The 18,894-nt window shown below is 51.1% G+C and carries 14 protein-coding genes; 6 read left to right on the top strand and 8 right to left on the bottom strand.

The genetic code is table 11. The annotated features are described in order from the left end of the window. Positions 1 to 44 precede the first annotated feature (44 nt). Both KP014_RS01485 and KP014_RS01480 read right to left on the bottom strand, forming a co-directional pair. The gene (locus KP014_RS01485) at positions 45 to 836 is read right to left on the bottom strand and encodes an ABC transporter permease (protein ID WP_042208647.1); all 792 of its coding nucleotides are present in this window, start codon (positions 834 to 836) and stop codon (positions 45 to 47) included. A gap of 46 nt (positions 837 to 882) precedes the next feature. After that, positions 883 to 1,869, bottom strand: coding sequence for an ABC transporter substrate-binding protein (locus tag KP014_RS01480; RefSeq protein WP_036593009.1), 987 nt, complete (start codon positions 1,867 to 1,869; stop codon positions 883 to 885). A gap of 535 nt (positions 1,870 to 2,404) precedes the next feature. Between KP014_RS01480 and KP014_RS01475 the strand changes: the two genes are divergently transcribed. Next, positions 2,405 to 3,031, top strand: coding sequence for a TVP38/TMEM64 family protein (locus tag KP014_RS01475; protein ID WP_036593011.1), 627 nt, complete (start codon positions 2,405 to 2,407; stop codon positions 3,029 to 3,031). 34 nt (positions 3,032 to 3,065) lie between these two features. Next, on the top strand, positions 3,066 to 3,974 hold the full coding sequence (locus tag KP014_RS01470; protein ID WP_090833833.1) for an aldo/keto reductase: 909 nt from the start codon (positions 3,066 to 3,068) through the stop codon (positions 3,972 to 3,974). Positions 3,975 to 4,106: 132 nt separating this feature from the next. On the opposite strand, the gene KP014_RS01465 is transcribed toward KP014_RS01470, so the two are convergent. The 4 genes from KP014_RS01465 to KP014_RS01450 all read right to left on the bottom strand — a co-directional run bounded on the left by KP014_RS01465 (position 4,107) and on the right by KP014_RS01450 (position 9,407). Further along, positions 4,107 to 5,609 (bottom strand): aminotransferase class V-fold PLP-dependent enzyme, encoded by a 1,503-nt coding sequence (locus KP014_RS01465; protein ID WP_090833832.1) that lies wholly within the window; start codon positions 5,607 to 5,609, stop codon positions 4,107 to 4,109. 120 nt (positions 5,610 to 5,729) lie between these two features. Then, complete coding sequence (locus KP014_RS01460; RefSeq protein WP_036600814.1) at positions 5,730 to 6,206, bottom strand: DsrE/DsrF/DrsH-like family protein; 477 nt, start codon at positions 6,204 to 6,206, stop codon at positions 5,730 to 5,732. A gap of 78 nt (positions 6,207 to 6,284) precedes the next feature. Further along, positions 6,285 to 8,492 (bottom strand): bifunctional diguanylate cyclase/phosphodiesterase, encoded by a 2,208-nt coding sequence (locus KP014_RS01455; RefSeq protein ID WP_051500450.1) that lies wholly within the window; start codon positions 8,490 to 8,492, stop codon positions 6,285 to 6,287. A 291-nt stretch (positions 8,493 to 8,783) separates the two neighbouring features. Next, positions 8,784 to 9,407, bottom strand: a complete 624-nt coding sequence (locus KP014_RS01450; protein WP_036600827.1) for an acetate uptake transporter — start codon at positions 9,405 to 9,407, stop codon at positions 8,784 to 8,786. Between the two features lie 204 nt (positions 9,408 to 9,611). Here KP014_RS01450 and KP014_RS01445 point away from each other — a divergent pair, with 204 nt between their 5' ends. The 3 genes from KP014_RS01445 (at position 9,612) to KP014_RS01435 (ending at position 16,123) form a co-directional block, all read left to right on the top strand. After that, positions 9,612 to 10,559, top strand: a complete 948-nt coding sequence (locus KP014_RS01445) for a 1,4-dihydroxy-2-naphthoate polyprenyltransferase (RefSeq protein WP_036600806.1) — start codon at positions 9,612 to 9,614, stop codon at positions 10,557 to 10,559. A 347-nt stretch (positions 10,560 to 10,906) separates the two neighbouring features. Then, positions 10,907 to 12,769 carry an EAL domain-containing protein gene (locus tag KP014_RS01440; RefSeq protein WP_246590615.1) on the top strand — a complete coding sequence of 621 codons (1,863 nt, stop codon included), beginning with the start codon at positions 10,907 to 10,909 and terminating at the stop codon, positions 12,767 to 12,769. Positions 12,770 to 13,453: 684 nt separating this feature from the next. Continuing rightward, positions 13,454 to 16,123, top strand: a complete 2,670-nt coding sequence (locus KP014_RS01435) for a glycoside hydrolase family 31 protein (RefSeq protein WP_051500449.1) — start codon at positions 13,454 to 13,456, stop codon at positions 16,121 to 16,123. Between the two features lie 17 nt (positions 16,124 to 16,140). Here the strand turns inward: KP014_RS01435 and KP014_RS01430 are convergent, their stop codons facing one another. Next, positions 16,141 to 16,311 (bottom strand): hypothetical protein, encoded by a 171-nt coding sequence (locus tag KP014_RS01430; protein ID WP_175491787.1) that lies wholly within the window; start codon positions 16,309 to 16,311, stop codon positions 16,141 to 16,143. A 180-nt stretch (positions 16,312 to 16,491) separates the two neighbouring features. Between KP014_RS01430 and KP014_RS01425 the strand changes: the two genes are divergently transcribed. Then, complete coding sequence (locus KP014_RS01425; RefSeq protein WP_051500448.1) at positions 16,492 to 17,145, top strand: DMT family transporter; 654 nt, start codon at positions 16,492 to 16,494, stop codon at positions 17,143 to 17,145. 13 nt (positions 17,146 to 17,158) lie between these two features. Here the strand turns inward: KP014_RS01425 and KP014_RS01420 are convergent, their stop codons facing one another. Beyond that, positions 17,159 to 18,856: a methyl-accepting chemotaxis protein gene (locus KP014_RS01420; RefSeq protein ID WP_036600799.1), complete on the bottom strand. Its 1,698-nt coding sequence runs from the start codon at positions 18,854 to 18,856 to the stop codon at positions 17,159 to 17,161. Between the last annotated feature and the right edge of the window lie 38 nt (positions 18,857 to 18,894).

Here is an 18,894-nt window from a genome sequence, read left to right as displayed (position 1 = left end):
TGGGCCAACCTTTTTTTGAAATATAAGAAGAATAAGCTTAGCTCTCAGAACGTTTTGCCGGTATTAGGCAGCTCCTCCCGGTATTTGAACGTTCTTTTTTCCAGCGCCGCCAATGAATAATTAATAGCAAGTCCGAGCAGAGCCAACACAATAACGATGGCGAACGTTTCCGGAGGTTTGACATTGGCCTGGAAGAAATAGAGCGCATAGCCAAGTCCTGTATTAGCTCCCAGCATTTCGGCGGCTATTAGCACTAAAACCGAGGTGGTGGCACTTAACCTGATCCCTGTAAAAATGGAGGGTAGCGCTCCCGGCAAAATTACCTTGGTGAACAATGACAATTTGGAGATCCCCATCGATCGTGCCGCTTTAATCAGACTAAGGTCAGCCGATTTCACTCCCGCTATAGTGTTAAGCAGGACGGCCCATAAAACCGCCCAGAAGATGACGGCTACTCTGGAAGTCTCGCCAATGCCGAAAAAGAGAATAAATATCGGCAGCAGCGCTAACACGGAAAGGTTGCGGAAAGTTTGGAACAGAGGGTCGATGAATCGTTCGAATCCTCTGTACCAGCCGATGAGAAGTCCAAGCGGAATCGAGAATGCAAGCCCCAGAATAAACCCGGTCAGCGATCTGCGCAGACTGATAAGCAAGTTCTCCACAAGCTCTCCGGATACGGTAAGCTGCCATAGCGCAACGACGACTTTGGAGAATGGAGGGAAAAATACGGTGTTGACCAAGTGCAGCCGTGCGATAATTTCCCAAAGCGCCAAAAACAGAATGATCGACAGCAGCTTATATATCGAATTCCAGATTGATCTTAATACTTTGACCACTGCAAAATCACCACCATTGTAATATTAGATCTTGTACGGTTACGAGCTACTGGGGCGCATACTCATTAGTAAAAATGTCGGCAGGCTGAATATCGCCCTTCTTCCACAAGCCGATTTGTTCGGAAATATCGAACCACTGTTTGATATAGTCCTGGTTAATATCCTTGTCTTCATCGTACCAGAACACGCTCAGGTCTTCCGGCTTCAGCTTCAACTGCTTGGCGACGATCTGCTTCGCTTCTTCCTGATGCGAGTTTACCCATGGCCGCACTTTGGCGAGCGCTCTTGTAAAGCCTTTTACCACATCGGGATTCTTCTTAATAAAATCTTCGCTGAACCCGCGAACGGAAAGTCCGGCCCCGGGAGAATGCAAAATGTCCCAGCTTGTCGCGATCTGGCGGATTCCTTTCTGCTTGAGTGCTAGACCGGCAAAGGGAGGATGCGAGGTCGTTACATCAACCAGCCCTTGTTCCAGGGATTGCTCCTGCTGCCCGGGCGACGGCAGAGTTGTCCAGTTTACATCCTCAGACAAATGCTGCTGGCTCAAATAGTACTTCAAGTAACCGTCCGTGCAGGGCGCTACGTTCGAAATGGCAACTTTCTTGCCAACGATGTCGTTCAGCGAGTGGATCGGGCTGCTGTCTTGAACCAGGTATCTGACGTGGGGGAAATCCTTGTTGTCCACCATTCCCGGAGCCACAGCCAACATCTTTAGTCCGGCCAGACGGGCCTGGGCTACATTGGGCGGATGTCCGCCGATAAATGCGTCATTTATACCCTGGGCGATAAGCTGATATTCCGTTATTCCTTTACCAAGGACTCCTGTATATTCGATCTTGATGCCTTCTTCCTTGAAATAACCGAGTTCATCGGCGATGGTGATTTCATTGAAAACAGTCGGGGTCGCTACCCGAATCGGAAAAAGGCCGTCGCTATCTGGTTTGCCGCTTGCGCCAGAGTTGTCGTTCCCGCAGCCTGCGGAGATAATAAGCAGTACAGAAATGAGCAATACAAAAGCAAAACGTTTTTTCACTTGATATAACCTCCAACTCATATTGAAATAACGGTTCAAGACTAATCGCTGCTGACATCTATCTGATCTGATTTGCTTCAATTCTTCTTTGTCATTCATCAACCCCTATTAATTCTTTTTATTCAATTATTTAACAGTTATAAACTGCAAAATATTGAGTGCTGTAACCATGTGGAAAAACAAAGGCTCTTATGGTGCCCCAATAACACAAAAGGCCAAACTCAAGTCACCTTTATAAAAAAGGGACCAAGCTCAGCCTCCAGAGAACCAGTCGGTTGCAATCTATGAAATTATTAAACCTAGTTATCTGATGTAGATTAACGGGATACCTTTTTATAATATAATTTAAGTTTGCTTGTCAACCATATTTTGTACAATCTCGAAAAAAAAGAGAGCCGTAAGGGATTTCTTTCGATTGCTGGAGATCGAATTTGCATATTTGAGCAGGGAGATTTCCGTAAGGACATTCTCAGCGCTAATCATGTATAATAGGGCTGTTGAAATCATGGAAAGATGAGGAGCACTTAAGGCCGTTATGTATACATTAGATGTCATTTCCTGGCTCACCGAGGAGAATCTGCGGAACATGCTGGAGCGTTACCGGTCGCTCGGTCCTTTCCCGGGGATTGCGCTGACCTTTATGAAATCATTTGTTCCGCCGCTGCCAACCATGCTGATCGTCGGCCTGAATGCGGCGGTGTACGGGCTGTGGCTCGGTTTTTTGTACTCCTGGGCCGGTCTTGTGGCCGGCTGCTTAGCGACTTTCCTCATTATCCGCAAAATCGCCTCCCAGCGCTTCTTGCGCAAATGGGCGCAGCGGCCGAAGGTGGCTAGAGCAATGGAGTGGGTGCGGCGCAGCGGTTTCAGCTATGTGTTCCTGCTGAGCTTGTTCCCGGTCGGGCCGTTCGTTATTATCAATCTGGCCGCCGGGCTTGCCGGCATGCGGCTGCGCTCCTATCTGCTGGCTCTGGCCGTAGGTAAGGCGGTCATGGTATTTGCGGTATCGTATATCGGCAATGATGCCGGACGGTTTATCCGAAATCCCGTTGAAATGATCTATGTGGTGCTGTTCGTTCTGCTGTCGCTGTGGGGAGTCAGGTCAATTGAGGCTTATTTCTCAAAGCTCGCACGCAGCGGCGGAAGTGGCGGTGGAAGCTCTTAGTTCAAACACACTTAAGAAAAGAGGAATGCGACGCATGAAATACCGCAAGCTTGGAAGCACGGGTCTTACCGTATCGGTTATCGGAGTGGGAACTTGGCAGTTCGGAGGCGAATGGGGGAAGGATTTCGCTCAGGATGAAGTCGATGAAATGCTGGACAAGGCCTGCGAGCTCGGCATCAATCTGATTGATACGGCTGAATGCTACGGAGACCATCTCTCTGAAAAGTTTATCGGCAGCTACCTGAGCCGCCGCAAACGCGAGGACTGGATCGTCGCAACCAAGTTCGGCCATCATTTCAGCGGCCATCTCAAACGGGAACAGCTGTGGAGCGCGGACGATGTTCTGAATCAACTGGACGACTCGCTGCGCGCGCTCCAGACGGAGTATATCGACCTGTACCAGTTCCATTCCGGCACCGACGCCGAATATGATAACGACAAGCTGTGGAATATGCTGGACGCTCAGAAGCGTGCGGGGAAAATCCGCCATTTGGGGGTTTCCATCAGCACCGCGAATGACGGGGTTCATCAGACGTCCTCCGCTCCGCAGATCGGCGCCGAGGCGATTCAGGTCGTGTACAACCGGCTGGAACGGCAGCCGGAAGAGAAGCTGTTCCCGCTGTGCAAGGAGCATAACCTTGGGGTGCTGGCCCGGGTCCCACTGGCGAGCGGATACCTTAGCGGCAAATACAAAGCGGATGCGGTGTTCCAGCCCGGCGATGTGCGGGCGAACCATGATGCGAAGAAGCGGGAAGAGCAGCTGCGCATCGTTGGCGAAATCGCGGCTAACGAAGTGCCGGCCGGCTTGAACATGGCGCAGTGGGCGCTGGGCTGGTGCCTGCAGCATCCGGCCGTGACGAGCGTGATCCCAGGCTGCAAAAATGTGCAGCAGGTCATTTCAAACGCTCAGGCCGCCGATCTGGATATGGTGGCGGAGGGGTAGCATAGAGCGGTAACGCCTTCAGGGCCGCAGCCGGATAGCATAGTCTATCCGCTGCGGCCCCCTGTGCATTCCGGGGCGTCTTTTGAGAAGAAGCCCCGCCGCCCGAAGACGGCTGACCGGCTCACCGCACGCTTACAGCGCGAACAACCGCTCCATATCCGGTCCGTCTCCGCCCTCTGAGCGGTGCCGCCAGCAGTTGGTCGCGGGGTTATAGCGGTAATCGGCCTGCCAGGCTTCCCTGTGTCTTACAATCGTCTCCAGGGCCGACACGATAAAGGCGACGTCGCCGGAAGTCATGACGGGATGCAGCGACAGGCGGACCCATCCCGGCCGCAGGGATTGATCGCCGCTGTGGATGGTCTTGCCTATCAGGGCGGAGGCCTCCCTGCCGATGGAGAGCAGGTAATGCCCGTAAGGTCCCGCGCAGGAGCAGCCGCCGCGGGCCTGAATGCCGAAGCGGTCGTTCAGCAGCCTGACGACGAGGTTGTAATGCAGATCCCGGACCGTAAAGGAGACGATTCCAAGACGGTGGCGGGCGCCGCCTTCCAGCACCGTTACATCCGGTATCGCCTTAAGTCCGTCCAGCAGCTGAAGGCACAGCGTACGCTCATGCTGCAATATGTTCTGCGTCGTCATCCGCTCCTTCAGCCGAAGGCATAGGGCGGTGCGGATCGCCTGCAGAAATCCGGGTGTTCCGCCGTCCTCCCTGGCCTCAATTCCCTGAGAGTAGCTGGGGCCGTCCCATGGGCTTACCCAGGAAACCGTGCCGCCGCCCGGCTCGTCGGGCCGCCGGCTGCCGTAGAGCGCCGCGTTGAACACCAGGACACCGCTTGATCCCGGCCCGCCGAGAAATTTATGCGGCGAGAAGAAGATGGCGTCCAGCTTCTCCAGTGGTGACGGCGGATGCATGTCGATGTCGGTATAGGGAGCGCTTGCGGCGAAATCGACAAAGCACAGACCGCCATAGCGGTGCATGACCGCTGCCATCTCTCTGTACGGCGTCTCAATTCCGGTTACATTCGAGCACGCGGTGAACGAGCCGATCTTCAGCCGGCGGCCCCGGTACGGCCGCAGCGCGGCTTCAAGCTGCCGCGGATCGGCATTTCCGTCCGGTCCCGGGGGAAGGACGACGACCTCGCCGATGCTTTCCTGCCAGGAGAGAAGGTTGGAGTGATGCTCCATATGGGTGATGAAAATAACCGGCCGATCCTCCGGCGGCACCGTCACCCGTTCCTCCATCCATTCCGGCAGCCGGAGCCCCAGCAGCCGCTGCAGCTTGTTCACCGCTGCGGTCGTACCAAAGCCGCAGGATAGCAGGATGTCGCGCGGGCCTGCGTTCACATGGCGCTTGATGATGCGCCCAGCTTCCTCATAAGCCCGGGTCATCGTTATCCCTGTGGCGTTTGCCTCGGTATGCGGATTGCCGATAAACGGGCCGAACTGCTCCTGTATTTTGCGTTCGATCGGTTCGTACAGACGGCCGCTGGCCGTCCAATCGGCGTACAGCAAAGGCTTTTTCCCGTAAGGGGTCGAAATGGGATGTCCCAGGCCGATAGTATGTTCGCGAAAAGGGCTAAAATACGCCTCCAGAGAATCAGCCTCTTCCACAGAAGAGGCGAGGATGGATTTAAGCACGGGCAATCCCCCCAGCCAAAAGTCTTTGGCTCAGTATATGCCCGGGGCAAAAATAGGTGAACGCCCAGCAAGGACCGGCTGAGCGGCCAGCCCAGCCGGAATAGAGGGCGGCTGCTCTGCCTAAATAAACAGCTGAAGGTCGCTCTCCAGCGCGTCTTTCAAATAGGTAGCCGCATCGATAATCTCCACTTCCGGCAGCAGCTCCTCAGGCTTAAAGCCCATAATTTCCACAGACAGCTTGCAGGCGTAGAATTTGATGTTCTTTTTGCGGGCGCCCTTCAAGAAATGAATAAGTTTCGGCGCGCCCTGATCCTCAATCATTTCTTCGAGCATCCATTTTCCGAGCCCGCTGAAATTCATCCGCGACAGCGGAAGCTGCTCCGGTCCTTTGGGTGTAATGACGTCCATCAGCTTTTCATAGATACTCTTGTCCTCCAGCGTCATTTTTTCGGGGTCCCGCACCAGGAACAGTCCCCAGAACGCGAAGAAGATCGTAACCTCAACCTCGATCTCTCTAGCGCTATTTGCCAGAATCAGACCGGCCATCGCCTTGTCGTATTCACCGCTGAACATCAGCAGATTCATTTTTTTGTTCACTGCCTTGGCCACCTCCGTGGGGGAATGACCTTAGTATGGGCGGATAAGGCGAGAGTATCCATTTTTCACAATTCAGATTTATGATTCTATTGCGTTACTGCATCCTTTGCTTTCAGCCATCTCTGTCTTACTCGCAGCCGTTGATGTTTGCAGCAGTGATCGGATTTCCCCTGCGGGAAGGGGGCGGTAAAATAAAAAGCCCTGCATATACTTACAGCCGTGCGCCATCAGGAAGTCAACCTGCTCCTCGCACTCCACGCCTTCGGCAATCAGGTCGTAGCCGAGCTGTGAAGCGACAAATGTGATCGATTTGATAATGGTCTCATCGATGGAGCTTTGGCCGATGCCGACAATGAAAGTGCGGTCGATTTTGATTTTACCCACGGGAAAATGCTTCAGATAATTGAGAGAAGAATACTTGGTCCCGAAATCGTCGACAGACACGAGAATCCCTTCATCCCGGATTTGCTGCAGCAGCGGGTAATGCTCCTCCAGCAAGGCGGTACTCTCCGTAATCTCGAATTCGAGACAGTCCGGTGTAAGCCCGTACTCATCCAGGATGGAGCGGAGCATCGGGATCAGATTGCGATTATAAAACCAGCTGTTGGAAATATTGACGGAGGTGCGCAGAATCTGCAGCCCCTCCCGCTTCCATTCAGCCAGCTGCCGGCATACTTCGTGGATAACCCAATCGGTCAACTGGGTCATGAGCCCAGCTTCCTCAACGGCCGAGATGAAGTAGCCCGGCAGGAGCAGTCCCTTCTCGGGATGGTTCCAGCGGACCAACGCTTCCAGACCGGCGACAGCGCCGGTGGCGGCATTGACCTGGGGCTGATAATGCAGCACAAATTCATGGTTCTCCAGAGCGGAATGCAGATATTTGGCGATCATTGTCTTTTGCTGCAGCTTCTCTCTGAGCTGATCGTCAAACAGGAAATAACCTTGCCCATCCGTCGATTTGGCCTGATACATGGACATATCCGCGTATTTAAGCAAGTCTTCTTTATTCATGGAATGCTCCGGGTACAGTGAAATACCGATGCTGGCGGACAGGCTGAGATGCGTTCCGGCTATCACAAGCGGCTGTGAAGCGACCTCACTGAGCTGTTCGGCCATTTCCGAAATTCTCTCCCGCGGCAAGTCCTGGAACAGCATGACAAATTCGTCTCCTCCTGTTCGCGCGAATAGCCTGCAGGGGAGCTTGGCTTTATGTATTCGTCCAGCGAGTGTCCGTATCACCTGATCGCCTGCCGAGTGTCCCAGCGTATCGTTGATTTCCTTGAACCGGTTAAGATCGAAAAAGAATAGAGAAAAGGTCTGCTTGGGCTCCGCCGTCTTGAGCAAACGGTCGAACTCGTCCATAAAAAACCGGCGGTTCGGGATTTCGGTCAGACTGTCATAATAAGCGAGCTTCTCATACAGCCTTTCCGATATGCGAAGGTCGCGTGTACGGATATTGACGACCTGTTCCAGCTCGCGGTTGAACCGTCTTTGCCGGCTCAGGAAATATAACACAGAGGCAATGATCGACAAAAAGGCGAGATCCACCAAAAGCACGCTAATGAGCGCATCCCATTTTGCTTTGGGATCAAGATAAGTGTTAATCCGCCAGCTTTGGTTGTAGAAATGAACCGGAATACTGATCAGGGTGCCTTTATTCTCCGGATGGGATCCGAACAGGAACGTATGATCTTCCCGCGTCACGTATACCCGGGAGTTGTTCCCCAGAAAATGGCTGATAATGTCGTTGATGCTCAGCGTGACGGAGACGATGCCTTCAAAGTTATTATTTTTAAAAATCGCCTGTCTGATCACCATCCCGTACTCGCCCTGGGCGAGTAATCGGGGACCATCCACCGTTATCATCCGTGACCGGATCGTCTCCTCAACCAAGCCTGGCGTGGAAAGCCGGGATTCGAAAAACAGGCTTTTATTAAGAATGGCCGTATTTCCGGTAATCGGATAAAGATAGCGGATAATGCCTTCTGGCGCGATCGCCAAATTCATCATATGGTTGGTGCTGTGGTAGGCGGTGGACAGGTAGCGGTTAATTTCGCCAGGGTCGGCATCAAAGCCGACGGTTTGGACGAAAGAGCTGACGCCCTTGACAATCGAGGCTCTCTCTTCGATATTCGATGTTAGCATGTAGGCTTGAGATGACAAATCGGCTTTTGCGGCCCGGTACTCCCGGTCAACCGATAGGGAATAATAGTAGAATAGTGCGATTTGAAGAACAACGATGAAGATGAGGATGATCGTAAAAGGCTTTTTCTTAAAGAAAGCCATAACCTGCCTCCGATACGAGTAAGTTCAGGCATGAATGCATACTCGGGTAAAAGTTATTATCTAGCATGTCATTAGTACTGCGACAGGTCAATAGGATTTTGGCAGACAAGAAGAAACGGCATCGCCGTCCTTGTAGGGACGGTACCGTTTCTCGTAGAAATATAAGACAAATTGAAAAGCGCTCAGCTTATCAATTTGTCTTATATTTTAAAAAAGAAACGGATTTCCGCGTATGCCTTTTAAAGGGGCAGCGCGAACATCCGTTGAACAGATTGGCCACGGGCCTAGTAGTTATTTCTTGAATATGCGCAGCGGAGCGCCGAGCGGCAGAAACGTACGTCCGAAATGGACATTCAAGACGGAAGCGCCGCATCCGTACAGGGAGACGATGCCGATGCCAAGCTCCGCGAAGGCCGCGAGCCGGTGAAAGGCTTCCGCAGCGATTCCGAAAGAATCGAAGGTCAAACCGAGAAACAGCAGATCGATCAGCGCAAAGATAATAAGCAGCACTTTATGGGTTTCGGTAGCGCCAATGGTCATAAACAGTGTAAAAATCAGATAGCCAAGGAAGACGAAGCCGAGCTGCTTCGGATCGACGTCTTTAGCAAGTGCTGTGCCGAATACGCCAAGCTTGATCAGCCAGCTTCCGGCCATACCGAACCAGAAAAAGGCATAAGCTCCGAAAGCAGTCATGCCGAAGGTATTGTTGTGCTTGGCATCCTGGATGCAGGCGAACAGCTGGGCGAATGCACCGAGAAAAATTGCCCATGGAATCACATAGCTCAGGCCGCTGGTGATCTCCAGTTTTTGTGAGGATGCCACAAGGGTGACGATGGCCAGTCCGAACAGACCGATCGCGCTTGGATCGGCGGTGACCCATTTGACAGACTGGGTTGACGAGGTTTGCGCTGACATAAACAATAAAGCCCCCAATACGGTTATAAGTGTTGACTTATACGGAATGGTATCGATTCCGGCACAAGCCAGCCTATCATACCACATCGCTTAGGGCTTGCCTATAATGAAGAAGGATGGATTTTATCGAAAAATAGTGGAACTTGTGACATTCGTTTGTATAATTACAATGACAACTATGACGAATAAGGCTGGGGTGAGGCAGTGAACGGGAGAAGCTTTTTGGAATTGGTTGAAATCCGGACTAAAGCGGCGAGTGTGATTCCTTTCATCATGGGAACGCTGTATGCTCTTTACCGGTTCGACAGTTTTTACGCGGGGCGCTTTGCGCTAATGCTGGTATCTCTGCTCTGCTTTGATATGGCAACAACGGCAATCAATAACTATTACGATTTTAAAAAAGCGTCAAGAACGTACGGCTATGGCTATGAGACGCATAATCCCATCGTTCGGCGCAAATTGAAGGAAAGTGTCGTGGTCGGCACGATCGTCCTGCTGCTGCTGCTGGCGGCAGGCTGCGGGCTGCTGCTTGTGGCCCAGACGAACCTGCTCCTCTTTTTGCTGGGAGGGCTGTCTTTTCTGATTGGCATTTTATATTCGTTCGGGCCGATCCCTATCTCCCGGATGCCGCTCGGGGAACTGTTCTCAGGGCTGTTTATGGGCTTTGTCATCATCTTTATCTCCGCATATATCCATACGGACGGGACACTAGCGCTGCTGACCCTAGAGCGGGGATGGGTTCATGTTCATTTGAACCTTGTGGAAACGATCTACCTGTTCTGGTTCTCGGTGCCGGCCATTCTCGGGATTGCGAATATCATGCTGGCGAACAATATCTGCGACATTGAGGAGGATGTCGAGAACCGCCGCTATACGCTGCCGGTCTACATCGGCAAAGAGCATGCGCTCACTCTGTTCAGACTGCTCTATTATGTGTCTTATGCGGACTTGGCCGTTCTGCTGCTTATGGGCATACACCCTCTTCTGGTTCTGCTTCCTCTGCTGACATGGATTCCCCTGCGCCGCAACCTCGCGAAGTTTACGGCAAGACAGGAGAAGGCTGCGACATTTATTCTATCCGTGCGGAATTTCGTTCTGCTGAATGCCGCACGCATCGCCGTTCTAGGTGCCGCGCTGCTTCTTCCGAGATAACGGGGCAAGTTCCAGTATTTACTTAGACAGTCCACTGAATACAGAGTAGAATACAACTAGAGTAGCTTCTTCGCGAACTTTTCATTGTATTAATTGGCGGTCTTTTCCATATACCTACTATCCGAAATTAATCGCTGCTCGTTTCGCGGCATAGCAAAATCAGAATATTATTAAACCGGTGAAGAGGTTAACTTATGGATCATATGGGAATCCACTATAATATATGGATTATGTTGCTTTCATTCGCACTTTCGGTATTGGCGTCCTATTCCGCTTTAAATCTCATCTGTCAAGTTCCATCTTCATCGCCCAGGACACGCCGTTTATGGCTTCTGTCGGGAGCCTGCGTGCTTGGAATCGGTATTTGGGCTATGCATTATGTCGGGATTTTGGCCAGCGGATTACCGATTGGCGGACATTACAATGCAGGTATGGCGATCCTGTCGATGTTTATCGGCACCGCCTTCTGCTACTTCGGGCTGTCCATTTCGATGGGGAAGCGGACGACGTTCCTGCGCTGCGCGGCAGGCGGACTGCTGCTGGGAGCGGGAATTTCCGCCTTACACTACGCGGGAAGGTCTTGGATGAAGCCGGACGCGCAAATTGGTTATAATCTGCCGGGCCAGAGCATCTCTGTTATGATTGCGATCATCGCCTCGTGCATGGGCATTATGCTGATCGGCAGATTCAAGGATTCGCCGGGATTTAACTGGTGGAAGCTGTATTCTGCGCTGCTGCTTGGTGCTGCAATAAGCAGCGTTCATTATACCAGTATGGGAGCGAGCGGTGGTACTCACGGCAGTTGGCTTGTTCCGGGTCCCTCCCTTATGCAGAGTGATGTTATTCTGCTGATGAGTGTGTCTCTCCTCACCCTGTTCATGTTCGGAATAACCGGAGGAGCCGTCTTCCTGGACCGGCATGTACTTGAGCGAATGGCCTACCACGATCCATTAACGGGATTACCGAACCGCCACGGACTGGAACGCTACTTCAAAGACCGGTTTCTTCACGGGCGCTCCGGCGCTGTGTTCTTCATCGACCTGGATCGGTTCAAATCGATTAACGACACACTCGGCCACGATATTGGCGACATGCTGCTGCAGGAAGTGGCTTCGAGGCTTCTTCAAAGCGTGAGCTCAAGAGGGAAGGTATTCCGTTTGGGCGGGGATGAATTTTTGATCGCTGAGCCCGGCTTTTCCCCGAATGAGGCTGCGGAGGAAGCGCAGCGTATTCTGCAAGAGATCAAGAAGTCTTTCCGAATCCAGGACAATGATCTGTATGTCACCGCCAGTGTCGGCATCAGCATGGCGCCGGTCCATGGGACCGACCGGTCTTCCTTGATGAAGGCAGCGGATACAGCGCTGTACTCTTCCAAAGATTCCGGCAAGAATAAATTCAGCATTTTCGATTCCGAGATGAACCGGCACCAACTGCGCCGGATGTCGCTGGAGAAGGACCTGCGCAAGGCGCTTGCGCAATCCGAATTCATGGTTGTGTACCAGCCGAAATGGGATTCGCTGATGAATGTCACGGTTGGGCTGGAGGCGCTGCTCCGCTGGCGGCATCCCGAACATGGCATTATTTCTCCGGCCGAGTTCATACCGATCGCCGAGGAGACGGGACTGATTGTACCCATTACCTACTGGATGCTGCATGAGGTATGCAGCCAGAATTTGCTCTGGCATAAGGAAGGAGTCGCTTCGGTCGCCGTATCCATCAATATGTCCGCGCGGATGTTCGAGACGGAGGATCTGTATGAGGTTGTGGTAGATGCCCTGTCGCGTTCCGGGCTGGACCCGCAATATCTGGAGCTTGAAATTACGGAGTCGATTGCGATGAACAATATGGAAGAGACGGTGGCTCAATTATCCAAGCTGCGAAGGCTTGGTGTCAGAGTATCGCTCGATGACTTCGGTACAGGGTTCTCTTCGCTGGGCAATCTGGATGAGATCCCGGTCAATACACTCAAGATTGACCAGGTGTTCATAAGGAAGAGCAAAATGCATTCCAAGAAAGCGATCATCAGCAACATTATCGCCATCGCCAGCAACCTTAATATGGAGGTCGTTGCGGAGGGCGTGGAAACGCCGGAGCAGATCGAACTGCTGCAGTCGCTCGGCTGCCGGGTCATGCAGGGCTACTATTACGGACGCCCGATGCCCGTTCACGAGCTGGGGCAGTGGTTTACGGATAACGCGGCAGTGGTATAGGAACATATGTTATAGGTACAAAGCATAGATCATACATAATGAGGGCGGCCGAAGGACAGACTCGGTTGCCCTTTGTGCGTTCAGCAGCACATTGCGATAACGGATGGGCGTTTCTGGATGAAGCACTTTACAGTCATACGAATCATACCGCAGGCAAGCATCGGTCCATGCCTAAAGGGAGGGTGTTTTATATTGAGTAAAGAGCGTAATATTTCACCCCACACTGAAATGCTTATTACAGACGTACCTAATTTACATTTTATATATGTATTTGTTAATAAAGGTAATTATCGGCGATACAGTGTAATTTATTAATATATTTAAAATAAATAAAAGGTTGACGAATTGGTATGAAACCGAATAAAAGTTTAGTCCTTTAGTGCTCCTCGACTACCAATTACCATTTTAAACCAAATATATAGGAAATATAAGTATGCTTATCCAATTCGTAAAAGAAGAGTTTAAACAGGCCTAAAGTTAAGCCCCGCCCGGTTTTCCCCCTTTGAAAAATTCGCTTGACGGTGACTCTCTGGTCTTCTTTGCAATCGGTTTCATGTGGTTTACAGGCGTAAGTCCCATTGTTGGTATCGAATTCTGTTGCTAACTTGGTAGTAGGCGCCAAAAACCCGGGAGTTTGACTTGATGAAAGCTTTTTAAACTATTCAGAATAAGGAGTGAGATCTAATGTCGCGTAAACAGCGTATGAAGAAATGGTCACGATTAATACTGGCAACTACATTTTTAATATCAGGCAATGCCCTAACGCCTCTAGTTTCCGAGGCTGCAGAGCTTGTGGCTCCGCCCGGGGCACAAGTATGGGAAGGCAAGATGGTCGATGAGAACGGCAACGTGCAGCAAGTGCATGATGAAAGACCTTTGGATAAAAACAATCTGCAAAAGCTGACCGTTCAAGGCGTCGAAAAGCTGGACAACGGCGTGAAGTTGAATTTGGGAGAAATGGAAGCTTATATCCGTTTGCTGTCTTCCGATATTTCCAAAGTATCGATCGTTAAGAAAGGCGAGAAAGAATTCAATTCCGTCGGTATCGCGAAAACAGATTGGAAAGCTCCTAAATTCACAGTAACCGAAGATAACAAGAAAATTGTATTGAAGTCCGACAGCTTAACGGTAGACATCAACAAAAGCCCGTTCGGCATTAAATATTTAGATAAAGACGGCAATGTGATCAACGAAGACGCGGACCAAGGCGTAGGTTACGATAACGGCAAGCCTTACGTGTTCAAGAAAACCGACAAAGAGGAAGATTTTTACGGATTCGGACAGAAAACAACCGGATTGAACCATCGCGGTAAAGAAATCGGAGTATGGAACCGCGAGAATCTGCCGGAACCGGTTTCGAAATACACGTTCTCTTCGATTCCATTCTTTATCGGGTTGAAAGGCGACAAAGCATACGGTATTTTATTCGATAATACTTACCGTTCTTACTACGACATGGCTGCTGAAAGCGACGACTACTACTACTTCTGGGCCGATGGCGGAAAATTGACTTACTACTTCATCAATGGACCGGAAATGAAAGACATCGTAAACCGCTACACGGATTTGACCGGAAAAATGCAAATGCCGCCGGAATGGGCGATGGGCTTCCATCAATCCGCTTGGGGCTACCATCAAAAGGATATTGAGCAAGTGGCTCAAACCTACCGTGAAAAGAACATTCCGATTGACGGTGTGATGCTTGACATCGAATGGATGGATGACTATAAGAACTTCTATTTTGGCGATAAATTCCCGGACCCGGACGGAATGAACAAAAAATTGAAAGATGCGGGTTTCCATTATACTTCCATCATCGATCCAGCCATTCGCGTGCCTGACCCTGGGCAACCGGAATATATTCCTTATACCGAGGGAACTCAAAAGGATCTTTGGGTTAAAAATCCGGATGGTACCAACTATTTGGGTAAAGTTTGGCCTTGGGGCGTCCCGTCCAAATCCGTGTTCCCTAACTTCATGAAACAAGAAACCCGCGACTGGTGGGCGAAATGGCATAAACCGGTCTTTGATAAAGGCGCAGACGGCATTTGGAACGACATGAACGAACCGGCAAACTTTAGTACGGTAGACTATTGGACGTTACCGCTGGATAGAATTTTTGAAACGGACAATGGTGAAAAATTAACGCATGAAGAAGCGCATAACGTTTACGCCCACACTGAGGCCCAAGCCACAGATCAGGCTTTCAAAACGAATAAACCGAACGTTCGTCCGTTTATCTTGACGCGTGCTTCGTTTACAGGTACGCAGCGTTACGCTACCGCAACCTGGACAGGCGATAACTGGAGCAGATGGGAAATGCTTAGAATTTCGATTTTCCAAGACGCTAATGTCGGTTTGACAGGTATGGCGATGGTCGGAAACGATATCGGCGGCTTTGCGAAAAAACCTTACGAGGGCGTTGTAGCTACACCTGAATTGTTTGCTCGTTGGGTTCAAGTCGGCGCATTCTATCCGTTCTCCCGCGACCACTACAACAATGACGGTAAGAGCCCAATGGAAACAGACGCGGCTCAAAGCTTGAAATGGGGCAGACAAGAACCATGGCAGTTCGGTAAAGAAGTTGAGGATATCAGCCGCAAGTACATTTCCATGCGCTATGAATTGATGCCTTACCTTTACAATGCGTTCAAAGATGCGCATGAAAAAGGTAATCTCATTTTCCAACCGCTCGTGTACCAGTTCCAGGAGGACCAGAACACTCATGATATCCAAGACCAATTCATGTTTGGCCAATCTCTGATGATGGCTCCAATCGTATACCAAGGCGCAACGTCCCGTGACGTATACCTGCCGGAAGGCGTGAAATGGGTAGACTACTGGACTGGCGAAGTATTTGAAGGCGGACAAACGATCCACAAAGACGCCGATCTTGGAACGCTTCCGATCTACGTGAAGCAGGATTCGATTATCCCGCGCCGCGAAGTTCAGCAGCATTCCGGTGAGAAGGAATTGACGAACCTGATTCTCGACACTTATCTGGATAACAAAGCATCTTACAGCTTCTATGAAGACGATGCTAAAACCGAGGACTACACCAGAGGCGAATTTAACATTACCGAATTCAACGTGGATCAAAAGGGCAACCACATTGAGTTCAGCCAGAACAAACAAACTCAAAACTACGCTTCCGACATTCAGTCCTACACATTGAAGCTGCATAATGCTACGGCGCCGAAGAAAGTGGAGGCAGCCAATGACAAATATGCTGAAGCAGCCAGCATGGAAGAACTGGGCAAAGAGGCAAGCGGCTACTTCTTTGACAGCGCAGAGAAAGTGCTGTATGTAAAAATCCCGGTAAACGAGAGCCACAAAGTTAAGATTTTTAACTAAACCGCTTGTTGTACAAGCTAAGCAAATGGACCAGGCATAATCGCCTGGTCCATTTGTGTTGTTCGCCCAGCATGGGCGTCATCCTCGTTCCATTGCACTCTTGATCCGCCGCACACCTTCCCGGATTTTACGTTCATCCAAGTGGCCGTAGCCCAGTAAGAGCCGTCCGCCTTCAAGGACTTCCGCATATAAGGACTCCTGTTCAAAAAGCTCCGGCAAATTCTCCGGCAGCGGAAAGGAGAATTCCGCTGCGCTAGGTTCCTTTCCTGAAATGGTACTATAAAAGCTTGGCGAAAATGGCACTACGAAAAACCGCTTTTGACGATTACAGTATATAACAACCAAGACGAAAGCGGTGAAATTTGAAAATGACCAGAAAAATACTCCTTCTAATTCCGCTTACGCTGCGGAGCCATGAAGGTAGCTGGAAAGTAGGCATCCGGGACATGCTGCTGCTATTGGCGCAAGCTTTCTTTGGAATGTTCCTGTTTCGGGTGTTTATGCTGTATGGACTCCGGTTCGCTTCCGCCACCGAGGGCGGGATTATGACAAGCCTTACTCCGTTTGCGGTGGCGCTCCTCTCTTACATTTTATTGGGAGAAAAAATGACCGGGCGGAGAGGGGGCGGAATCCTATGCTCACTGGCGGGCATAGCGGTCATCCAGGTCCCTCCCCTGCTAATGTCCGGCGCCGTGGACAGGCCGGCTTCGGTTACCGGTATGCTGCTGCTGTCAGCAGCCGTTGTCGGAGAAGCGGCGCTTACCGTACTGCGGAAAATGCTCTCTCCCCGGATTTCCTCCTTGCTTGCGGCGGCCTATGTAACGGCCTTTGCCTTCTTGATGTTTCTGGCTTGCTCCGTTATAGAGCTGCTTCAATACGGATTTCCGGAAATGGAAGCGGCGGACGCGGGAATTATTTTGTACTACGGCATCTTCGTCACAGCTCTCGCCTATGTATTGTGGTTCCGGGGAGTGTCCAAGGTGCCGGCAGGTACGGCTGCTGTATTTATGTATCCAGTATAAATAGGTTCTTTCTTTATGCCACCTTGAACTGCTCCACAAGCCGCTGCAGCTTATCTGCCAAGGAGGAGAGGAAAGCGGAGGATGCTTCAACTTCTTGCATTGCGGCGAGCTGCTGCTGCGAAGCGGCCGACAAGCTTTCCGAGTTGGCTGCGGTCTGGTTGGATACGCTGACGGTGCTCTGGATCGCTTCAACCAGTCCGTCCGCGATTTCTGCCAGCTGCCGCATCGTTTCGGAGACCTCCTGACTTTGCACTGCCATGCCGGAAACGGAAGCTTCAATCTCCGAGAAGGACTGTCCGGCATTAGTCACCATCAATGTACCCTGCTGCATTTCCTCAGTCGAACGGTCCATCGTCTCTCCGGCCAGATCCATCTGAGCGACAATCAGGCCCAGCAGCTCGCCGATTTGTCTGGTGGAATCGCCCGACCGCTCGGCCAGCTTGCGGACAGATTGGGCGACGACGGCGAAGCCGCGTCCTTCTTCGCCGGCTCGGGCGGCTTCGATAGCCGCGTTCAGCGCCAGCAGATTCGTCTCCGCCGCGATGCTCGCGATAGTACCGACGATGCTCTCGATTTCCTTGGAGTGGCCGGACAGTGTATGAATGATGCCGGACAGATCTTCGATGCTTCCGCTCATGATCTTCATCTGCCGGGTCGTGGAATCCATGGAATCCCTTCCGGTCCGGGCCTTATCGGCTCCCTTGACGGCGTCGTTCATGGCCTGGTCGGCGTTTTGCGCGATTTCGGCAATGAACCTGGACATTTCCTGTACCGCCTGGTAGCTGCTTTCCAAGTGCCGCAGCTGCACTTGCGCTCCTTCGGCAAGCTCTATGGTTACGCCCACGGTATGCTCACCCGTCCGGTTCGTTTCCTGTGCGCTTGCCGAGAGTTCCTGGGAAGAAGAAGCAACCTGCAAGGAGGTTTCGTTCACTTCAGTAATGAGTCTGCTCAGGTTGCCGGTCATTTCATTAAAATCTCGGGTCAATGTACCGATTTCATCTTTGCTGTTAAGTACTAGTAGTTCTTGGGTAAGATTACCATGGGCAACTTGATTGACGGCGCGGGACAGCTTGGACAGCGGGCTGACCATACGGCGGATAAGAACATAGGCAATCAGAATAGCGGCAACAAGAATGGATGCGCCGATGATAAAAGGCTTAATAATAATATCAAGCGTTCTCTCCTTGACGAGAGGACCGTCAAAGTTGATGGCCATCAGGGCGACAATCGGTTTGGTTGGATCATGATCTTGGTAGATGGGACCGTAGCCGGTTTTTAGAGAGGTTCCCTGATAGGTGTACACCTTGGAGTAAGTGGAGTGCTTCATGCTAGTAATCATGGTCTTATCTTCGTCGCTGAAATAGAATGAATCCCCCGCTTTGTATCCTCGGGCTTTCATATTCATGTCGGTGGCAAGAATTTTTCCGTCCAGAGATAGAATAAAGGCTTCCTTAAAAATCGGCTTATGGGCTACAATCCAGCTAATCTTGTCCTCGATTGCACTAAGATTGCTTGTGTCGCCTGCGGCCAGAGCGCTAATCTGTTCTGGATCGACTAGTCCGGTAGTAATATTGGCGCAGCCTACAAGTTCGATGCCTGCAGCCTCATCCAACTGGTCATAGGCGGCGCGATAGCCGAAGAATCCAATGGAGGACCCCACAAGCAGAAGCACAACCAGCATCATCCAGGTTAATTTTGTTGCCAATTTCATAATATTCCCCCATTTATATAGACAAAATTAAGTAGACA

The organism is Paenibacillus sophorae, from assembly GCF_018966525.1.
In the GTDB taxonomy this organism is placed as follows: Bacteria; Bacillota; Bacilli; order Paenibacillales; family Paenibacillaceae; genus Paenibacillus_AQ; species Paenibacillus_AQ sophorae.
The sequence above is the reverse complement of the archived record's forward strand: the minus strand, read 5'-3'. Positions and strand labels throughout refer to the sequence as shown.

Coding starts and splice junctions, on each gene's coding strand:
- KP014_RS01475 (WP_036593011.1), top strand. CDS start 2,405: ATGTATACATTAGATGTCATTTCCTGGCTCACCGAGGAGAATCTGCGG.
- KP014_RS01470 (WP_090833833.1), top strand. CDS start 3,066: ATGAAATACCGCAAGCTTGGAAGCACGGGTCTTACCGTATCGGTTATC.
- KP014_RS01455 (WP_051500450.1), bottom strand. CDS start 8,492: ATGGCTTTCTTTAAGAAAAAGCCTTTTACGATCATCCTCATCTTCATC.
- KP014_RS01450 (WP_036600827.1), bottom strand. CDS start 9,407: ATGTCAGCGCAAACCTCGTCAACCCAGTCTGTCAAATGGGTCACCGCC.
- KP014_RS01435 (WP_051500449.1), top strand. CDS start 13,454: ATGTCGCGTAAACAGCGTATGAAGAAATGGTCACGATTAATACTGGCA.
- KP014_RS01430 (WP_175491787.1), bottom strand. CDS start 16,311: ATGCGGAAGTCCTTGAAGGCGGACGGCTCTTACTGGGCTACGGCCACT.
- KP014_RS01425 (WP_051500448.1), top strand. CDS start 16,492: ATGACCAGAAAAATACTCCTTCTAATTCCGCTTACGCTGCGGAGCCAT.
- KP014_RS01420 (WP_036600799.1), bottom strand. CDS start 18,856: ATGAAATTGGCAACAAAATTAACCTGGATGATGCTGGTTGTGCTTCTG.